Raw genomic sequence first — 18,479 nt, forward strand, 5'->3', positions numbered from 1 at the left:
TTCCAACTGTCGCTAGCTGTCAGATTAGTAGGAATATCCATCATTTGTAAATAATCATTCACTACCCATACAGCTAAAGTATTGAGCCTTACTTGTTCTGCTTTGGCTGAAGTAGGCTGTTGGTTAGCAACTGTTGGGCAGTTACACGAGCTGCTTGGGGAAATCGGCAGCGTAATTGCGAAATCCTCTAGCTTGAAGGTGTTGTTAGTCATAAGTTCAATCCCCAGTTGATCAATGCTGCTGTTTATGTATCATCCAAAGTCACTCAATTTATGCCAGAAAATAAATGAATGTAGATAGTTTTGTGAAATTAGGGGTGTAAGGGTGTAGGGTATAGGGGTGTAGGGGTTTAAGGGTAGACAAACAAGAGTTTTGATCAATTTCCTCTGCCCAATGCCCTATTTGCCCCATACCCAAATTACAACCAATTGCCGATTAACACGTAAGCAGACCAAAAGCTGGGTGCTTGGTAATTGGGATGGCGTAGTAGTTTGAGTTGAGCTAGTTGCAAAGCCTCGGCTTTAGTAATTTTGTTGTTTCTGAGTTCCCGATAAAATTCACCGACAAATAAGGCGGTTGATTCATCATCAATTTGCCATAGAGAGGCTACGGTGCTGCGTGCGCCGGCTCTGACGGCGGCTCCTGCTAGTCCCAGGGCGGCGCGATTGTCGCCTACGGCAGTTTGGCAGGCACTTAAAACTAGTAGTTCTATGGGTCTTGTCCTGGTTTGTTCTTGATTGCGGAGTAGGTTATCAAATTCTTTGACTTTGATAGGGCCATCGTTAGCCAAAATAAACGTCTCTTCGGCAATAGAACTAAATTGACCATGAGTGGCTAAATGCACAACGTTAAATGAAACGGTATTTACCTCTTTTTCTAGGGCTTCACGGGTGAATTGCTGATCTAAAAGACTGGTGGTGGAGACTCCAGCACTGGCAATTAGGTCTACTTCTGATTTGATGGCGGGTAGGGGGGCAAAGTTAGGAAACCCGGCTGGGGGCTGAGTCAGTCCAGCCGTTAAGGCTCTAAGTTGTTGTCTTTGCAGGGTTGGGGGTCGAGCAGCTGTAACCCGACGCTAAGGGCGATCGCATATTTTTCGATTAAATATTGCTTACCATCGTAAAGAACTGCCATCGGTATATTACGCAACGCGCCATCTAAGACAAACACTAATGTCTTGACACCACTGGCGGCTAATTGCTTTTCTATGGGCTGGAGTAGCCAGTTATAAACCTGTTGCGATTGGGTTTTGATAACGTTAGTAGTGGTGGGATTAATCAGATTTTTCCTGAGTTCGGTGAGAACTTGGTTGACTTCTGATTGAGTGACCTTAGCACTGTAATGCTGGAGGGGTTGATGAGGAATTTTGACAATAACTTGTAATTGTTGCGGCAAAATGATGGGATACAAAATGGCGGTGGAGGGGTTATCTTGATCTACGACTTGATCAATCAGCACACTTTCACCTTGAAGACAGGCTTCCTGAAAAAAGTTATCTAATTCTGCTAATTGCAAAGCTTCAATGCGTTGACGGGCTTTATCTAAAGTCTTGTCATCTAACTTTGCCACCGGAGACTGTAATAATAACTCTACTGATTGGCGATAGACGGGTTCTACACTGTCGCGAAAGTTGAACTGCACATCTTGATTAACAGCTACTAAGTCATTTCTCAGAGATTTTAACGTCTCTACAGCCGCATCATAAGCGGCGATCGCTCCATTAATATTATTTTGCGCCCACAGCAATCTCCCTAACTGCCACTCTAAGCGATAGCTAATATCAGAAGCATTACTACCCTGTGCCAAAACTAATCCCTGTTGGGTGACATTTTGCGCTTCTGTCCATTGCTGATTGTTCTCATACAAATTTCCCAAACTTAACAAGCCATAAGCTTCAGCTTGTTTATCTCCCAAAATGCGGGCTTGTTGGATGGTATTGGCTAAGAATTGGGCGATTTGTTGGGGACTGGGGACTGGGGATTGGGGACACTTCGACAAGCTCAGTGCATCGCTGGGGATTGGGGATTGGGGATTGGGGACTGGGGATTGGGGACTGGGGACTGGGGATTGGGGACTGGGGACTGAGTTAAATTTATCCCCCTGCCCCTGCCCTCTACACCCTGCCCCCTGTCCTTTCTCTGCCCCCTGGCCAATTTCATCAAACTTTGAGCATAGTTAATCTGGGCATAGATGGCTGCACGACTGGGAGGGAGTTGGTTGAGTTGGGGGGGAATTGAGGTGAGCAGATTTTGTGCTTCTGATAGTTGTTGAGTGTCTATCAGCAAACTAAGTTGATTGAGTCGGGCTTGAATTTGGGTGAGGGGTGAGGCAGATGGCTCAATTTTTTGGTAATAGTTAATGGCGGTGGTGGCTTCCTGTTTGGCTCGTGTGTTGTTACCTAAGCTTTTAGAACGGGAACTATCAGCCCGTGCATTGTTGCCTAAACTTAATAAACTTACTCCCACTTCTCCAGGTAATTCTAGGCGTTGGGCAATGGTTAAACTTTGCTCTAAAACAGTACGCGCTTGGGTTAAATCACCAATTACCATGAGGGCATCACCCAGCGATCGCAATCCTACAGCTTTTTCTCTCGAATCTGGTTGTGCTTGCAATTTTTGGTTGACTGCTAATAAAATCTGCACTGCACGCCGATAAAAGCCTTGGTTACGCCATGCTTGAGCTTGGTTAATCTGCGATCGCACTTCGCCAATGGGGTGATTAATTTTTTGATAAATCTCTGCGGTTTGTTGCCAAGTTGCTAAAGCTGTCTCTATCTTGCCTGTTGCTAATTGTAAACGTCCTTGAATATCTAGGGTTTGGGCGAGTAGTTGCAGAGTTTGCTGGTTCTTTTCGGCGGGAAGTAATTCCAGACTATTTTTAATCGCTGTTTGTGCGGCTTGCCAGTCACCAAGTTGTTGATAAGCTAGGGACAAGTTACTCAATGTAGCAGCTAATTTCAGCCTGTCTCCTTGTTGCTTATACGCCTGGGCTGCCTGTTGTAATACTTGCACTGCCTCAGCAAAACGCCCCGCATCATATAAAGTTTTCCCTTGATCTATCAATAAATCATTCTGGGATTTGGCTAACTTTACCAAAGATGGGGAAGCAATAGTGTGATTGACAGCCAACACTGGTAAATTGACTGTCAACACCAACGCCACAAGAAAGTAAATGAATAGATTAATTTTGATTTTTGGCTTTTTGACTGGCAAATAACGATCAAAAACCCGAAAAAGTTTATTCATAAATATGGGCAACCAGCAGATGACAACCACAGGGATAGCCGATGATTAGTTTTGAGCAACTAGAATCATGTTGCCATGAGCATCGGCAATCCCAACATTGTTTCAACAATTGTTTGATTCTCCCATCACCTGGAAGCGAGGTTTCAAGAAGTAGTTTTATGTACTATATTATCCCTTCTGATTCAGCAAATTTGCGTAATCTAGGGAGACACTGACGCTGATAAAAACTGCTTAAGGTAGGAATTGCTAACCCAAATTCCTCAGATAGTTCTTTCCAACTCACTTCGGGGGGTAGCCGTTTGAGTATGAGAATCTGACAGTTAACATCGGGACGACCTTTAATATAAGTGCTGCGTAATTCTCCGGTGGGGTCAGTTTTAATCCAAGTTTCTAATTCATCTAAAATTGGTGGTGCTTCTGGGGTAGCTGCTAAATTTTCTACAGGGTCAATTACATCGCCAATTTCACCTGATTTTGATTGGCGCATCCGCAAAGGAACTGTTGTGGCTTGCTCTTTATTTTGATTGATATAAAAATCCTGTAATCTGCGTTTTAAATAAGCATTTAACCACGTTACAACACTACCATAGGTAGGATCGTACTTCTGCCCAGTCAAGCCTTCGCAAATGTTACGACAGAAATATAACCAAGTTTGTTGTAGTGCATCTTGATAGTAGGGAGTATTTTCCCGCCAAAGTTTCTTGGAACTGAGGCGAATAATTTGCGTTAGTAGTTTCTGACGTTGGGGACTTCCAGGAGGGTGTCCACAAACTTGGGAAACTAAGTTACGCAGCTGTTCATCAAATTCAACCATGATCACTAGATCGCAAAAGGCCAAAGTGTATAGCAAGCAGCAAGAATATCTTATTACTACAAGCCGTCATACTCAAAAGATTTCTGATCTCTTCTGTCCATAGGCTTGCCATGCTAAGTCTATCAGCCCATCGGCGATCGCCGCGGCCACAACTGTATTACCTTTACAACTATCAATAGTAATGTTCGGCACTAAAGAATCTTGCAAACGCTTTTTAGCATTATCTCCATCAACAAACACCACAGGCGTAGCAATTAGCAAAGCCGGGTGAATTTCTTCGGCTTCAATTAAATCTACCAAGGTCGTCAATGCAGTTTGAGCTTGACCAACAATAAATATTCCTTCTGGGTAACGTTTAGCTAAGGTTTCTATCCCCCAAGCAACGCGAGTTTTTGCCGTTTGGGGACGGGTTGAAGTGTCAGTGCTGCAATAAACCGGATTCGCAAAGGTATTTTGGATCTCGTAAGCAACACCTGTTTGCAGCATCGGCACATCTACCACAATAGTAGTACGTGCAGCCAACGCGGCTGCCCCAGCCTGCAAAGCACGTTCTGAAAATCGAATTAAAGACTTATACTCAAAGTCAGCCGTAGCATAAATCACCCGTCGCACAATCTCATATTCTGCGGGAGAGAAAACATGATCACCAATTTCACTATCGATGATTGCTAAACTTTGAGCATCAGTTACGTGCCATTCCATTGCCATTGACTTCTGAAAGACTAGCCTTCAGCTTATCAGCTAGGGAAGGAAATAGGGAATGGGGAATGGGGAATGGGGACTGGGGACTGGGGACTGGGGACAAAGAGGACAAGGTAGAATTTTTTACCAATGCCCAATGCCCAATGCCCAATGCCCTATTCCTGACTTTCAACAGATGGACGGCTGAAAACAGGGGATAAGAAAGCTACTAACGCCCCGATGAGAAAACCGGATATATTTCTCACTAGAGGCAGCCAATCACTAGTACGCGTTACTACAGGGCCGATACCGAAGGCGATAAACAAAATTCCCCACAAAGGTGAGAAAATTAACGCCCATTGCCAAGCAAAAACTTGTCCTTCTGTGCGGGGTTGAGCTGCAAATCCGCAAATAATCCCACCAATTATCGAAGTTACTAAGGTTAAAATCCACTGTTCTCTAGGTAATCCAGGTACAACTGTACAACCACCCTTGAGTAAACAGCCTTTTACAGAATCTAACGCCTGTAAAATCGCTTGGTCTTCGCCTTGTTCCCGCACAAAATACAAGTTACCAAAGCGGGTTTGCAATTCTATCCAGAAAGTACGGGGTAAAAGTTCATACACCGCATCGCCCACACTAAAACTGAGGATGTTTCCGCCACGGGAGTCAGCAACTAACAGAATGCTTTTATCATCCAAACCCCAGTAATTGATGACTGCTCTACCTGGTGTGCGGTCATATTGAGTTAAGACACGCAGTTTCCAACCAGTATCAGCCTCAAATTCCCCAATTTCCTGAACCAGCTTTTCTTCTTGGGGATCAGGAAGCGATTTAGCTAAATCCACAACTGGTGTGAAATATTTAGGTAACAATTCTGGGTTGTCATAAGCCAAGGCTGAAGAAGAATTGCTCACCCAAAGAGACCCAGCCAAGAAAAATACAGTAATAGATACTAAAATTTTTCGCCAAAAACAAGACTGCATGGACTTTTTTATACAAATATCAACAGTAGAAGTGAACAAGTTGCTTTAAAAGAGTATGAGAAAAGTGATAGATTGTTACACTTGTTTACTTTACTCTAATCTTAGGTAGGAAAGCAAAATATCTTTAATTGGGAATGGGGAATAGGGCATAGGGCATTGTATTTTTCTCCCCCTGCTCCCCCTGCTCCCCCTGCTCCTCATCTCCCTTATCTCCCAGTCCCCAGTCCCCAGTCGCTATTCCCTAATATTCCTCTTCCTCAAAATTATCCTGATGATAAGAAACACCGTTATAGTTCTCATGAACGCGGTAGGCTTCTGCTTTAGTGCGGCGATTTTCTGGCTTGAGTGTTTCTCTGTCCCTGAGTGTGAGGGTAGATGTAGATTGCTCGGTGATTGATAGACGTTCGACTGTGCGTTTGGTGTTTTTTTGGCGTGTGAAGGTTTTCCACGCTGTTTTGACACCAACCAAAATACTACGTGTACCTAATTGTAGATTTTGGGCTTGTCTTTTGGCAGTATCTAGGCTTTGGTCAACTTGTTTGACTACTTGACTGGCACTTTTTACGCCTTCACTCACATCATCAGTTAAATCTGTGATTTCCATCCCTGTCGCCCGAATGGCTTCTAAGGTGGGGGGTAGTTCCCGTGATAGCATATCAAATAATTTCTCGGCACTGCGAGCAGCTCTTGCTAATTCCTGCAAAGCTGGTATTGCTGCCACTAAAACAGCCGTCAGGCTGATGGCTACTAGAAGAATGGAAAGTCCCAACCAAAATAGGGGATGAGCCACGATAATCAAAAATTCAAAGTTAAAAATACTCTACGAGAAGTCAGCCACACAAATCAAAATGCCTTACCATAAGGTTCGATTTTAGAACACATTTATGTACTGACTATAGGTAATGTGTATGCAATTACCTAATTTATGAGCGTTCTAATTCTTGGGGAAGAGAGTCAGAGTCTGGGGAAGTTTGCTGACGTTTTAAGATTTGGCTTTCACGCTGACTAGCATCTAAGCCAGCTGCTATGGACTCCCGCAGTCTTTCTAGTGTTTCGTCCCAATTTCGCAAAGCGTTGGCAGAAAGGCGATCTGCTTGAATTTGTACACTTGTTGATAAATCCTCCGCCAATTCAGGAATCGCATCAGCAGATTTTTTCAAAAGTTTACGTGTTTCGCGTCCGGTGCGGGGAGCTACTAACAATCCTGCTAAAGCACCAATAGTAGCCCCTAGCATCAAACCACCAATAAATACTCCAGAACGGTTATTAGACATCTTAAGTGTTTTTCTCCTTTCACCCATTTTAGGTGTCTTTGCTTCCCTGGCGAAACCTAAATGGTTTGATCTAGTTAGTGGATGTTGACAATGTATCAGCTAGAACTGTTGCTTTGATTCTGGTCTGATTGAGTGAGAATTTGATTTTTTAGGGATAGAATCTATTTTACGAAAATAGCGCAACCAAGTTTGCCTGCCGAGTAAAAGGATGCTGATAATCTGTTTTAGTTGTTGAGTCTGCACCCTTAGAGATTGATTGCTTTTTCTTAATTGCTGAATACTGTTCTGCCCTGAATAAATTAGTTCTGGTGCTTTATATAGTAAAGCATAGCTACAGCGTTCGTATTCCGTGAGGCGATCGCCTATAAAAGCTATTTTCTGTTTTAATTGCCACAATTGCCACGCTACGTAGAGTAGCATGATGGAAATAAATGTATTAATTATGACAACTATTATTACCATTAGTAAAAATGTATGATGTTTGCTTGACTTGGCTTGATTGTGATCATAGCTTTTCCAGAGGAGGCACGGGAGAGTAAGGGAGAGTAGGAATAAATACTAGGGAGAGCAATTGCGGAGGAGCAGGGGGAAAAATAATAATGTCTTCTCTCGAAAATTGGATAATTTATTTTCTGGAAGTCTCCTAATGAAAAGAAGGGTGCAGGGAGAGTCCCTTAAGGGCTGAAGGTATCCGTCAGTGATCGTGGGAATACTAAAAATAAATGCTGATATCAACTAAAGTGTATGAAACTTCTCTATCCTGTTGGCATCGCGGTATTATTTGCCACATCTAATTGTTTATTTAGTAGCATTACTTTGGCTGAAGCGATCGCCACAGATAGGACTCTATCTACAGATGTTACCTCGAATGATGGCATTAATTTCACTATTTCAGGTGGTAGTCAAGTAGGTAGTAATCTTTTTCATAGCTTTAGCCAATTTTCTGTGCCTAAAAACGGCTCGGCAAATTTTAATCAGAGTGCTGATATTCAAAATATTATTAGTCGCGTTACTGGTAACTTACCTTCTACTATTGATGGCAAAATTCAGGCTAATTCCCATGCCAATCTCTTTTTAATTAATCCCAATGGCATTATTTTTGGTAGTCATGCTCAATTAGAAATTGGTGGTTCTTTTTTTGCTACTACTGCTAACAGGTTGAAATTTGCTGATGGGACAGAGTTTCATGCTGATAACTCCCAAAATTCGCCTCTATTAAGTGTTAGTGTTCCCGTTGGGTTGCAGTATGGTAATCGCCCCGCCCCCATTCAATCACAGGCAGCCCAATTGACTGTACAACCAAATCACACCTTGGCATTAATTGGTGGTGAAGTTAATATCAATGGTGGTCAATTACAGGCGGAAAATGGACGAATAGAAGTAGTGGGAGCAGGTGCCGGTAGTGTAGTGGGATTGCAATTAACACAGAACCAATCTCAACTTAGTTTACCTAGCAATCATGCAAGAGCAGATGTTGTCATTAGTAATCAAGCTCAACTAACTACCAATGGGGATGGAGGCGGTAGTATTCAACTTACGGGTAGGCAGATCACTATTGAAGATTCTCGCATTAGTGCTGAAACAACTGGCTCTATTGCTGGAGCTAATATTACCTTAAACGCATCAGAGATGGTAATAGTTGCTAGTAGTAGCACTGAGCAAACTTTTATCAATGGATTATTTGCTGAAAATGCTGGTAATGCTGCTAGTGCAGGCATCACTATTAATACTCAAAAACTGCAAGTGAATGGCGAGGCGCGCATCTCCACTGGAACTTTTTCTGACTCTACAGGAAGGGGAGGAGATGTAACTATTAATGCTAGTGATGCAGTGAAATTAAACGGTGTTGATTCACTAGATTATTCTCTGTTTACAGGGATATCAACAGATACCCACGGTAGCGGAATTGGGGGAGATTTAACTATCAACACCGGAAAATTAATTGTGGAAAATGGAGCGCAAATATCAGCCGCTACTTTTAGTGAGGCTCAAGGTGGCAAGTTGACTATTAATGCTGCTGAATCTGTAGAATTATTAGGTGTTTCCACTAATGATTATTTAGCCAGTGGTTTGTACACAGCAGTGCAAGAGGATGCTAGCGGACAAGCTGGGAATTTAACAGTTAATACACAAAACTTATTTATCCGTGATGGGGCGCAAATTTTTGCGGGTACTTCCGCCCAAGGAAATAGCGGAGATATCACGATTAATGCTACTAGTTCGGTTAATGTTAGTGGTATTTCCCCGATTTTTCAATTTGCAGGTGGGATATTTAGTAGTACAAATCGTGATTCCACGGGTAATCCTGGAAATATCACTATTAATACTCAGAAATTAACTGTCCAAGATGGAGGGGTAATTGCTGTTGAGACATTGGGTTTAGGTGAGGGAGGACTACTGACTATCAATGGAAGTGACTCTATAGAGTTAGTAGGACAAGGGGCTTTGATTACATTTGGAGAAAATGCGGCTAATCCTACACCATCATTCAGCACTATCTCTGCGGGCATCTTTAACAAGGATAACCCCAACGATGCGGGGAGTGTAGAAATTAATACGAATAAATTATTGATTCTTGGCGGTTCTCGTTTAAGGGTGGATAATGCGGGACTAGGTAAAGGTGGAGACCTGTTAGTAAGAGCGAATTCCATATTGCTGGATAATGGAGGAAATCCTGATCAGGATACGGGTGGGATTTTAGCCACCACTAAGTCTGGTGAAGGTGGTGATATTACACTCCAGGCGCGAGATATTTTGTTGTTGCGTAATGGTAGCCGGATTACTACGGATGCTAAAGATGGTAGTGGTAACGGTGGCAATATCTTAATTAAGACGAATGTATTAGCGGCTGCGGAAAATAGCGATATTACGGCGAATGCTATTCGGGGACGGGGTGGAAATATCGAAATCACGGCTAAAGGGATTTTTAATATTGAATTTCGCCCAGAATTGACTTTCAACAGTGATATTACTGCTAGTTCTCAGTTTGGCTTGAGTGGAAATGTAGAAGTCAATACTTTAGCGGCCGATCCCAGTAAAGGAATTGTCGAGTTACCTGTTCAACTCAATGATGCTTCTGGATTAATTAAGCAAGGCTGTGGTGCGAAAAATCCTGAAAAATTCAGTCGGTTTGTAGTGACTGGACGGAGTGGACTACCACAAAATCCAGAGGTGGCTTTGGGTAGTGACACGATTTTGGAAGATGTGCAGACAGTTCCGATTCATAGTAGCAGCGATCGCACTTCATCTACTATTGTTTCTCAACGTCCAGATCCAAATCATCCTGATGAAATTATCGAAGCTCAAGGATTAGTAGTCACCCCCAAGGTAATATTCTGCTGACAACCCAAACACCAGTTACCACATCTCATGGTTCCGTATTTACACCAATGACTTGTCCAGCCCTGTAATATTACTGATGCCAAAATATAGGATTCATATTTAAATATTTTCCCCACATCAGGAGAGTTGTTACTGCCTGTGACCCCTCATCTAATTACGTAAATCACTCAATAATGACAGCAGATTTATCTAGATTAATTGGTGATATTGCCAAGTTTTATCATGTTTAACAATCGGCATTTGCTAGTCTAATTAATATATCAGTAATCCCACGGTTAACAAAACTCATCAGTCTTGAAGTAGAATTTACTCAACTTCATACCAAATATTGCAGCTTAAATATTACTCTACCTGTGCTTATAAATGATTTCACAAAGGCGGGATAATTTATAAGAACAAGTAAAGTTGCTGCTCAACTTCTTCAATAATTTCACTGAATATACTTAAGATGATTAAGTGTGTTGATAGGTTCACACTGACATTATTTTTTCCGATAATGTCCAGTTTTTCATGTTCATTTTTAGGGTAGATATGGCTGTGAACAAAGAATTCGTAAAACCCGTAGAGTCATTGATTGAAGACCTCACCGATGAGGAACTATCTAGCTGTTTTGGGGGTTGTGGGTGGTATAACCAACGAGGAAATGAATGTGAAGTGGAAACAATTAATGGCAGATATAAGATTACAGAATATTTCTTCATCAATGGCAAATTGCATTCTTCATCCTATATCACTGATTCCAAAGCTGGTTTATGGTATGACCCTAACGGTTCAAATAGATATAAAAACTACATACGCAATATGTAATAAATAAATATTTCATAAAACCGATAAGAAGTGATGATGTAATTGATTGCCAGGGATAAATTCACCTGATTAAAATAAACTAGATATTAACTAGAATTTGACATCAAAAAGGTGAGTTAAATTTATGCCTCATAATATGGCGATCGCATCATCACCCAATCCACAGATGCCTGAGAATTTAATTGCAGATTTGTCTGATGAAGAATTGGCAGCAGTTACTGGTGGCTGTAATATTCAAATCACGACTCAGAAGCGTGAAATTACAGTGATAGTAGCAGAACTACCGCAACTAGATAAAGGCTTTGTCAATGTGGATAATGGTGCTGTGAGTGTAGTTTATGACCCTAATGGCTCAATTCGCTACCAAAGTTGGAAAAGAAACCTTTAAATAAGTATCGGCTGTAACAATTAAGCAGATTCACCTGTGCAATCGGCTATGATATGCTTTGTGTGATCAATCTATCGTTGGCGATCGCATTGTTTTGCTCACAGTTACTGACGGGTATAAAGTAAGACTCCCGTAGACTGTAGACATCATATTTTTGAACTAGATCCTGTTCCCCGTTTGTGACTTCCCTAGATTCAGTATTTCAGGAATCCCATCAGATTCCTATATCAACATAAATACTTTTATCCTTCCTCATATCTTTGTGTTTCATGAAGCCAAAGTTTAAAGAGTGCTTTCATGTGGAAGTCTGTCCCCCCCGCACTGTCTTTTTATTAAGTGAAAAGGGACATTTTGTACTAAACGGGTATTTGTACTGTCTTTTAGCACCTCTACTCACAGGAGTGCATACAGTAGCAGAAATAGCTGCCCATCTTGAGGGTCAAGCGAAGATTGATGAAATTACCTACGGTTTAGAACAGTTAGAACGGAAAGGCTATATTACTAATACAGATAGCCTACCACCTGCTGAGTCTGCTTTTTGGGAATTGCTCAACCGCAATACGGAGATAGTTGATCAACGCCTGCGGTCAACTAAAGTTAGTATTACAACATTTGGTAACGTGACTGGGGAAGTCTTAGAAACCATACTTGCATCTCTCAATGTTGGAGTTGCTGATGGGGGGGAATTTAGTGTTGTACTGACAGATGATTATTTGCAACCAGGGTTAGCAGACTTCAACCGTAAGGCTTTACAAGCAAATCGTTCTTGGTTATTAGTAAAACCTATAGGTGGCGTGATTTGGATTGGCCCGATTTTTCGTCCTTATCAGACGGGATGCTGGGAATGTCTGGCGCAAAGACTCCGAATTAATCGTGAAGTTGAGTCTTTTATTCAAGAACAAAAACAAAGCAGCGAACCTTTATCGGTAGCGCGCGCGGCTTTAGCCTCTACTTTACAGACAGGACTGAATTTGATAGCGACAGAGGTGGCTAAATGGGTGACTCATCCAGAACACCATTCTCTTGAGGATACTATCCTCACTTTTGATTTAATCAATCTCAATTTACAACGTCATTTTGTCGTGCGTCGTCCGCAGTGTCGTTGTTGTGGTGAATTGATGAACTTGGCGCATACACAACCGCAACCATTGCTATTAACTGACAGGAAGAAGCAGTTAGTTGATGATGGCGGATATCGGCAATATTTACCTGAGTTAGCGGCGGCACAGTATGAACATCATATTAGCCCCATTACTGGGATTATTAAGCAATTATTTCAACCATTTCCCTATAATGAGCTAGTCCACGCCTATGTGGCAGAACATTGTTTACCTATAGCTAGTAAGGAATTAAAAGATTTAGGTAAGGCGGCGCGTCCTAAAAGTTTTGGGAAAGGTAAAACAGCAGCACAGGCAAAAATGAGTGCTGTGGGAGAAGCCATAGAACGCTACTCAGGAACTTACACAGGGGAAGAAATCACCATCAAAGCCACCTATGCCGAGTTGGGAGAATTAGCAATTCATCCCCATGATTTAATGCAGTATAGTGCAGAGCAGTACCGCGATCGCCAGATTTGGAATCAGCAACACCATCTTATTCAATGGGTTGCAGATCCCTTTAATGCCAGTGAAGTGATTGATTGGACACCTATTTGGTCACTAACTCAGCAAAAATTTAAATACATTCCTACAGCCTATTGTTATTATGGCTATCCTCTGGCGGAAAATCACTGCTTTTGTTATGCAGATACTAACGGCACATCTGCTGGTACTTGTCAAGAGGAAGCCATACTGCAAGGATTTATGGAATTGGTAGAAAGGGATGCGGTGGCGATTTGGTGGTATAACCGCACATCTCGACCGGCGGTTGATTTGCAGAGTTTTGCAGAACCCTATTTAAATCATCTGCAAACCTACTACCAAATTTATGGCAGAGATTTTTGGGTTTTAGATATCACAACTGATTTCAATATTCCTACTTTTGCCGCCATTTCCAGAAGAGTAAACCATCAACCGGAAGATATTCTCTTTGGTTTTGGGACTCATTTTGATGCCAAAATTGCCCTGTTGCGTGCTGTGACAGAAATGAACCAGATGGTATTTCTGTCTCAAGGTGCAAATCCCCATGCGTCAGCTAAGTTTACGCGTCCAGATATGCAGAATTGGTGTATGACTGCGACATTAGAAAATCAACCTTACTTAGCTCCCAATCAGAGTTTAGCAGCGAAAACCTATGCAGACTACACACCCTATTGTAGTGATAATCTGCTGACAGATGTTTTAACCTGCATTGATTTAGCAGCGCGACAAGGTTTAGAAATGTTGGTATTAGACCAAACACAACCAGATATTGGGATGTCTGTAGTCAAGGTAGTTGTTCCTGGCTTACGCCACTTTTGGGCGCAGTTTGCACCTGGTAGGCTTTATGATGTCCCTGTAAAGTTGGGTTGGTTAAAAACACCATTACCAGAAAGCGAACTAAACCCAATTCCGATGTTTATCTAAATGGGCATGGGGCATTGGGCATGGGGCATTGGGCATTGGGCATGGGGCATGGGGCATGGGGCATGGGGCATGGGGCATGGGGCATGGGGCATTGGGCATGGGGCATTGGGCATTGGGCATTGAGATAAAATCTCCCTTGTCTCCTTTTCCCCAGTCCCCAGTCCCCAGTCCCCAGTCCCCAGTCCCCAATCCCCAGTCCCCAGTCCCCAGTCCCCAGTCCCCCTTACCCCAAAGTTCCGCGTTTAATTTGTTCGCTTTCAATAGCTTCAAACAAGGCGCGAAAATTGCCTTCTCCGAAGCCTTGTGCTTGAGAACGACGTTCAATAAATTCAAAGAAAAAGGTTGGTTGTCCGAAGATGGGGTGAGTGAAAATTTGCAGTAACACTCCTTGATCAGAATCTTGCTGCCAGTCTACTAGAATTTCTTGTTGTGCGATCGCTGTTAATTCTACAGCTGAGAGGGGTAGTCCTGGGCGATTTTGGAGTTGTTTGTAATAGGTTTGGGGGACTGAGAGTAATGATAAACCACGCTGACGAAATTGAGCGATCGCTTGGATAAGATTGGCTGTTTTGAGGGCGATGTGTTGAATTCCTGCACCGCGATTAAAATCTAAAAACTCTTGAATTTGGGAATTGGGGGAGGCTGGTTCATTCACGGGTAACTGTACGCCACCTTGGGCAGAAACCATGACTTGACTGTACAAAGCCGAACGCGCAGTTTGAATTTTAAAGCTTTGACGGGGTTGAAAACCAAAAATTTTTTCATACCAACGCACGACTCGTTCTAATTCACCTGCGGCGACATTCAAAACTATATGATCTATGCCAGTAATGAGTTGATGGGGTGCAGTGGGATGAATTTCTGGAGGACTAGCAATTAAGGTATGAGTCAAACCACCCCAAGCAGCGATTTTGCTACATTTGTAAGTTGAATTAACTACGTGGAGTTCCTCAACAGATTGTAAGACTGTAGCACCGTTAATTTCCGCATGGGCGATCGCTTCTTCCACATCTGGAACTGCAAAGGCAATATCCGCTACACCAGGAGGGTGTTCACGTAAAAATTCAGCAACTGGACTAGTAGGTAATAATGGCGAAGACAGCAAAAACTTGACCACACCACTTTTTACCGCTTCTGTGCAAGTGTGGAAAGAATGGATACTAGCTACTGATGTGAACCCCAGGTAGTTGACAAACCAATCTCGCCAGATTTTGGCATCTGTTACATAAAAGTGTACGTGATCAATTTTCATATATTCTCAAAATCTAGCACCACAGCTAATATCATTGTAGATTTTGTGGTTATCACTAAATTTTTGAGTCTTGCCTAAGCAATAATTATCCAGACATTATTCATGATTTTTCCCACATCCTCTTAGGGACATAGGTATTAAGGATGAATTATCTCCTAATTAACACACGACTAATTCTATAAATTTACACATCCTAAAGGCTGATTTTGAGAATTAGTGATTTCATACTCTTTACCGTCGAAATTCAAGATAAATAGGGATGATGACTGCAAAAACTTGATAAAACTAGAACCAAGCTTTAATTTCTTAATAATTGCATTCGGAGATTGCCCACATCTTCTTTGTAATTCGGTGCTGAGTTTGGATACAGATAGTTTATCTTGAGTAGATTTTGTATGATTGGCGATAATTGCTAACAGTATTTTTTCTAACTCTGTTTGGGAGCTAATCTCTTTGTTAGTAGCTTTTGTAGTTGCTGTATTTGTCTCAGTTTGGTTATCTGGCGGTAGTTTCTTATCTTCTTTAGCTGGTTGTTCATACTGCAATTCTAAATGACATCGCTCTTGAAATAAATGGGCGATCGCCACCAGATTATTCAGTTTAGCCTCAAGAGATTCTTGCTCAGATTTAATCAGGCTTTCTATTTTATTCACCACATCTGCTAGGGAAGGAATTTCGCTAGATGACGACAGAGAATAAAAAACATATTTTCCAGTATTGCGGTTTTCTATATGTAAATTTTGCCCTTGTCTGCGTACCCAATACACTATCAAACCCTGATTTTGTAGGGCATTACATAGATGATTTAAAATGCCGTCTCCAGAACAGACAAATATTTCCCTAGCATGAGGATAATAACTTAAAATATTTGCCCCTACAGTCATCATTTTCGCATCTGCACCATCTTTCCCATCAGGTACATGAACAAGCTGATAACCGCGTTCATATAAATCCACATCTTGCTTGCCCAGACTAGTATTTTTCCAATTAGCAAACCCTATTTTGACTTGGAGGGGATATTTGCATATACTAGCTAGAAAATTTTCAAGTTCAGCATTAATTTTCAAGTTCTCCACATCCAATAATAATACAGCTATGCCTGATGTTTCTGGAGTAGATTTCTGTTGAATTTGCTGCTGAATTCTCTGCACAAATTCCCACACAGCCGGAGATTCTAAATAACCACTATCTAAGAAACTTCGGATCATGTCTTCCAAGAAATTTCCACTCAACGCACCATGATGATTTTGTGGTTGAGATGTTTCTGTCATCAGTTCTGTTGCTGGCGAAACTGATATGTGACTATGTCCATTGCTATCAGTTATCAACTCATCTGCGGGAGTATTAGGTAATACATACTCTAGAAATTGTTTACCACAATTTTTACATAGGTAGTTTTGCTTACCCTTGCGATGACCATTCTTGCGGTATGAGGTTGATGCACAATGAGGACATTTCATTTTATTCTTCAGCACTGCTTGTGCTGATGATTACCTCTAAGTATGTGATTTGAAAAGTTTGCTTCACATTTTTTAATATAATTGTCTCACCCTAACATTTAATCCTATGACTACGACGATTCCCCCTAAGATGAGAAAGTTACCTACACAAGCACTAGGAGCTAAAATTTTCCATACTATCAACATCGTTAGCTTATTTTTGATGGTCACAAGTGGACTGCAAATTTACAACGCTAACCCTGTGTTTGGTGGACGTGCGGGTTTACACATACCACCCATATTTACACTAGGGGGTTGGTTAGCTGGTGGTAGACATTGGCATTTTGCAGCTATGTGGTTATTTTCCCTAAATCTTTTATGGTATGGCATCTATGTTTTAATTACTCGACGTTGGCGACATCGATTTGTCGGTGTTAACGACATCAAAGCCTTACAAAAAACTCAAAATCCTAAGCGTTTATTTTATGCTTGGCATCGCATTGTTTACACCTCTATTATTCCGATTTTGCTATTGGCATTATTTACAGGGTTAGGAATGTATAAACCTGCTCAATTTCCTGCTATTGTCGATATGTTTGGTGGTTGGCAAGGATTGAGAATTGTCCATTTTATATCTGTGCCGATGGTAGTTATATTTGCTTTTGTTCACTCATTTTTAGGTAAGAAAGCTGGAGGAGAAGAACTGACATCATCAATGTTTTGGTAGTAGTAATCAAACCTCCTGATTCATCTCAGCTACAAATATTTACTGAAAAAACTATGTTAATCAATGTAAAAATACTAGTATTCAGTTCGTAGTAAGGACTTTAGTCCTTTTCTGTTCGCAAAACGTCTCCCAGAGAGAACTAAAGTTCTCACTACCAACACTTAATTATTTACCTTGTTCTACTTACGCTGTGCTATTGGTAATATTTTTAATATGGATTTAATTCGTTTCAATCGTCCTCAATTAACCCGTCGGGGATTTCTGAAGATTTCAGGAATTTCCAGTATGAGTTTTTTGCTTAGTGGTTGTGGTACACCCACATTTGAAGATTTAGTTGGTACGTTATCAGAACCACTAAATCAAAAAGTCGAGAAGCTAATATTTCAACCACAAAAGCCAGTACCAGAGTTTGCACCTAGCGCAATTCAACCGGAAGCATTAATAGTGAATAGTTTTCGTGGTACGCCGATTATTGATATAGAAAAATATCGGTTAATTATAGATGGTGAAGTAGAACAGCCATTAAGTTTGAGCATGGCTGATATTCAAAATTTGCCCTTAACCTCCATGATTATACGTCATGTTTGTGTAGAAGGCTGGGCTGCGATCGTGCAGTGGGGCGGTATACGTTTAAAAGAAATTATTGCACTAGCCCGTCCTAAAACTAATGTCAAGTATGCTTATTTTAAATCTGCTGATGGTTATTACGAAAGTTGGGATATCGCTTCAGTTTTACATCCCCAAACACTGTTAGCTTATGAAAAAAATGGTCAACCTTTACCAGTAGAAAATGGTGCGCCTTTACGTCTAGCCTCACCAATTAAACTTGGTTACAAGCAAAGTAAATGGGTAACTCAAATTACTCTCACCAGTCATTTAACCAATTTTCGAGGCTACTGGGAAGATTTGGGTTATGAATGGTTTGCGGGTATTTAGGGTTTGGAGTGAGTGCTGAGTGCTGAGTGCTGAGTGCTGAGTGCTGAGTAATAAGTAATGAGTAATCAGTAATAAGTAATGACT

General features: G+C 41.5%; 17 protein-coding genes and 2 pseudogenes. 7 read left to right on the forward strand and 12 right to left on the reverse strand.

Annotated elements, in window-relative coordinates; all coding sequences use genetic code 11:
* From CV014_RS06900 to CV014_RS06915, 4 genes and pseudogenes are all read right to left on the reverse strand, one after another.
* On the reverse strand, positions 1-212 hold a 212-nt coding region (locus tag CV014_RS06900), incomplete at its 3' end, for a DUF1822 family protein (RefSeq protein ID WP_236141351.1).
* 206 nt (positions 213-418) lie between these two features.
* Positions 419-3,245, reverse strand: a pseudogene (locus CV014_RS06905) (CHAT domain-containing protein).
* 163 nt (positions 3,246-3,408) lie between these two features.
* Complete coding sequence (locus CV014_RS06910; protein WP_236141352.1) at positions 3,409-4,059, reverse strand: sigma-70 family RNA polymerase sigma factor; 651 nt, start codon at positions 4,057-4,059, stop codon at positions 3,409-3,411.
* A gap of 72 nt (positions 4,060-4,131) precedes the next feature.
* Positions 4,132-4,761 carry a precorrin-8X methylmutase gene (locus tag CV014_RS06915; protein ID WP_236141353.1) on the reverse strand — a complete coding sequence of 210 codons (630 nt, stop codon included), beginning with the start codon at positions 4,759-4,761 and terminating at the stop codon, positions 4,132-4,134.
* A gap of 58 nt (positions 4,762-4,819) precedes the next feature.
* Between CV014_RS06915 and CV014_RS29905 the strand changes: the two genes are divergently transcribed.
* Positions 4,820-4,948, forward strand: coding sequence for a hypothetical protein (locus CV014_RS29905; RefSeq protein ID WP_268964537.1), 129 nt, complete (start codon positions 4,820-4,822; stop codon positions 4,946-4,948).
* Here the strand turns inward: CV014_RS29905 and CV014_RS06920 are convergent.
* The 4 genes from CV014_RS06920 to CV014_RS06935 all read right to left on the reverse strand — a co-directional run bounded on the left by CV014_RS06920 (position 4,917) and on the right by CV014_RS06935 (position 7,462).
* Positions 4,917-5,726 (reverse strand): TPM domain-containing protein, encoded by an 810-nt coding sequence (locus tag CV014_RS06920; RefSeq protein WP_236141354.1) that lies wholly within the window; start codon positions 5,724-5,726, stop codon positions 4,917-4,919. The genes CV014_RS29905 and CV014_RS06920 overlap by 32 nt on opposite strands.
* A gap of 241 nt (positions 5,727-5,967) precedes the next feature.
* Positions 5,968-6,516 (reverse strand): DUF948 domain-containing protein, encoded by a 549-nt coding sequence (locus CV014_RS06925; protein WP_236141355.1) that lies wholly within the window; start codon positions 6,514-6,516, stop codon positions 5,968-5,970.
* 133 nt (positions 6,517-6,649) lie between these two features.
* The gene (locus tag CV014_RS06930) at positions 6,650-7,000 is read right to left on the reverse strand and encodes a YtxH domain-containing protein (protein WP_236141356.1); all 351 of its coding nucleotides are present in this window, start codon (positions 6,998-7,000) and stop codon (positions 6,650-6,652) included.
* Between the two features lie 99 nt (positions 7,001-7,099).
* The gene (locus CV014_RS06935; RefSeq protein WP_236141357.1) at positions 7,100-7,462 is read right to left on the reverse strand and encodes a hypothetical protein; all 363 of its coding nucleotides are present in this window, start codon (positions 7,460-7,462) and stop codon (positions 7,100-7,102) included.
* Positions 7,463-7,744: 282 nt separating this feature from the next.
* Between CV014_RS06935 and CV014_RS06940 the strand changes: the two genes are divergently transcribed.
* The 4 genes from CV014_RS06940 (at position 7,745) to CV014_RS06955 (ending at position 14,041) form a co-directional block, all read left to right on the forward strand.
* Positions 7,745-10,342: a two-partner secretion domain-containing protein gene (locus CV014_RS06940; RefSeq protein ID WP_236141358.1), complete on the forward strand. Its 2,598-nt coding sequence runs from the start codon at positions 7,745-7,747 to the stop codon at positions 10,340-10,342.
* A 531-nt stretch (positions 10,343-10,873) separates the two neighbouring features.
* Complete coding sequence (locus tag CV014_RS06945; protein ID WP_236141359.1) at positions 10,874-11,149, forward strand: hypothetical protein; 276 nt, start codon at positions 10,874-10,876, stop codon at positions 11,147-11,149.
* A gap of 124 nt (positions 11,150-11,273) precedes the next feature.
* Complete coding sequence (locus CV014_RS06950) at positions 11,274-11,537, forward strand: hypothetical protein (protein WP_236141360.1); 264 nt, start codon at positions 11,274-11,276, stop codon at positions 11,535-11,537.
* 269 nt (positions 11,538-11,806) lie between these two features.
* On the forward strand, positions 11,807-14,041 hold the full coding sequence (locus CV014_RS06955; protein WP_329608352.1) for a TOMM precursor leader peptide-binding protein: 2,235 nt from the start codon (positions 11,807-11,809) through the stop codon (positions 14,039-14,041).
* Here the strand turns inward: CV014_RS06955 and CV014_RS06960 are convergent.
* The 4 genes and pseudogenes from CV014_RS06960 to CV014_RS06975 form a co-directional block, all read right to left on the reverse strand.
* Entirely contained in the window at positions 14,015-14,302 is a 288-nt protein-coding gene (locus CV014_RS06960) for a hypothetical protein (RefSeq protein ID WP_236141362.1), read from the reverse strand. The genes CV014_RS06955 and CV014_RS06960 overlap by 27 nt on opposite strands.
* Positions 14,265-15,293: a 4-hydroxyphenylpyruvate dioxygenase gene (hppD, locus tag CV014_RS06965; RefSeq protein WP_236141363.1), complete on the reverse strand. Its 1,029-nt coding sequence runs from the start codon at positions 15,291-15,293 to the stop codon at positions 14,265-14,267. The genes CV014_RS06960 and hppD overlap by 38 nt, the downstream gene beginning before the upstream one ends.
* Positions 15,294-15,469: 176 nt before the next feature.
* Positions 15,470-16,564: an NYN domain-containing protein gene (locus tag CV014_RS06970; RefSeq protein WP_329608355.1), complete on the reverse strand. Its 1,095-nt coding sequence runs from the start codon at positions 16,562-16,564 to the stop codon at positions 15,470-15,472.
* A 90-nt stretch (positions 16,565-16,654) separates the two neighbouring features.
* Positions 16,655-16,753: pseudogene (locus tag CV014_RS06975) on the reverse strand (IS1/IS1595 family N-terminal zinc-binding domain-containing protein); the annotation flags it as partial.
* A gap of 106 nt (positions 16,754-16,859) precedes the next feature.
* Here CV014_RS06975 and CV014_RS06980 point away from each other — a divergent pair.
* Positions 16,860-17,459, forward strand: coding sequence for a cytochrome b/b6 domain-containing protein (locus tag CV014_RS06980; RefSeq protein WP_236141364.1), 600 nt, complete (start codon positions 16,860-16,862; stop codon positions 17,457-17,459).
* A 213-nt stretch (positions 17,460-17,672) separates the two neighbouring features.
* Complete coding sequence (locus CV014_RS06985; protein ID WP_236141365.1) at positions 17,673-18,395, forward strand: molybdopterin-dependent oxidoreductase; 723 nt, start codon at positions 17,673-17,675, stop codon at positions 18,393-18,395.
* Positions 18,396-18,479 lie beyond the last annotated feature (84 nt).

The organism is Nostoc sp. CMAA1605, assembly GCF_021596505.1.
Taxonomy (GTDB): Bacteria; Cyanobacteriota; Cyanobacteriia; order Cyanobacteriales; family Nostocaceae; genus Trichormus.

Coding starts and splice junctions, on each gene's coding strand:
- CV014_RS06940 (WP_236141358.1), top strand. CDS start 7,745: ATGAAACTTCTCTATCCTGTTGGCATCGCGGTATTATTTGCCACATCT.
- CV014_RS06955 (WP_329608352.1), top strand. CDS start 11,807: ATGAAGCCAAAGTTTAAAGAGTGCTTTCATGTGGAAGTCTGTCCCCCC.
- CV014_RS29905 (WP_268964537.1), top strand. CDS start 4,820: ATGGGGAATGGGGAATGGGGACTGGGGACTGGGGACTGGGGACAAAGA.
- CV014_RS06910 (WP_236141352.1), bottom strand. CDS start 4,059: ATGGTTGAATTTGATGAACAGCTGCGTAACTTAGTTTCCCAAGTTTGT.
- CV014_RS06970 (WP_329608355.1), bottom strand. CDS start 16,564: ATGACAGAAACATCTCAACCACAAAATCATCATGGTGCGTTGAGTGGA.
- hppD (WP_236141363.1), bottom strand. CDS start 15,293: ATGAAAATTGATCACGTACACTTTTATGTAACAGATGCCAAAATCTGG.
- CV014_RS06950 (WP_236141360.1), top strand. CDS start 11,274: ATGCCTCATAATATGGCGATCGCATCATCACCCAATCCACAGATGCCT.
- CV014_RS06985 (WP_236141365.1), top strand. CDS start 17,673: ATGGATTTAATTCGTTTCAATCGTCCTCAATTAACCCGTCGGGGATTT.
- CV014_RS06930 (WP_236141356.1), bottom strand. CDS start 7,000: ATGTCTAATAACCGTTCTGGAGTATTTATTGGTGGTTTGATGCTAGGG.
- CV014_RS06980 (WP_236141364.1), top strand. CDS start 16,860: ATGACTACGACGATTCCCCCTAAGATGAGAAAGTTACCTACACAAGCA.
- CV014_RS06945 (WP_236141359.1), top strand. CDS start 10,874: ATGGCTGTGAACAAAGAATTCGTAAAACCCGTAGAGTCATTGATTGAA.
- CV014_RS06935 (WP_236141357.1), bottom strand. CDS start 7,462: ATGGTAATAATAGTTGTCATAATTAATACATTTATTTCCATCATGCTA.
- CV014_RS06920 (WP_236141354.1), bottom strand. CDS start 5,726: ATGCAGTCTTGTTTTTGGCGAAAAATTTTAGTATCTATTACTGTATTT.
- CV014_RS06915 (WP_236141353.1), bottom strand. CDS start 4,761: ATGGAATGGCACGTAACTGATGCTCAAAGTTTAGCAATCATCGATAGT.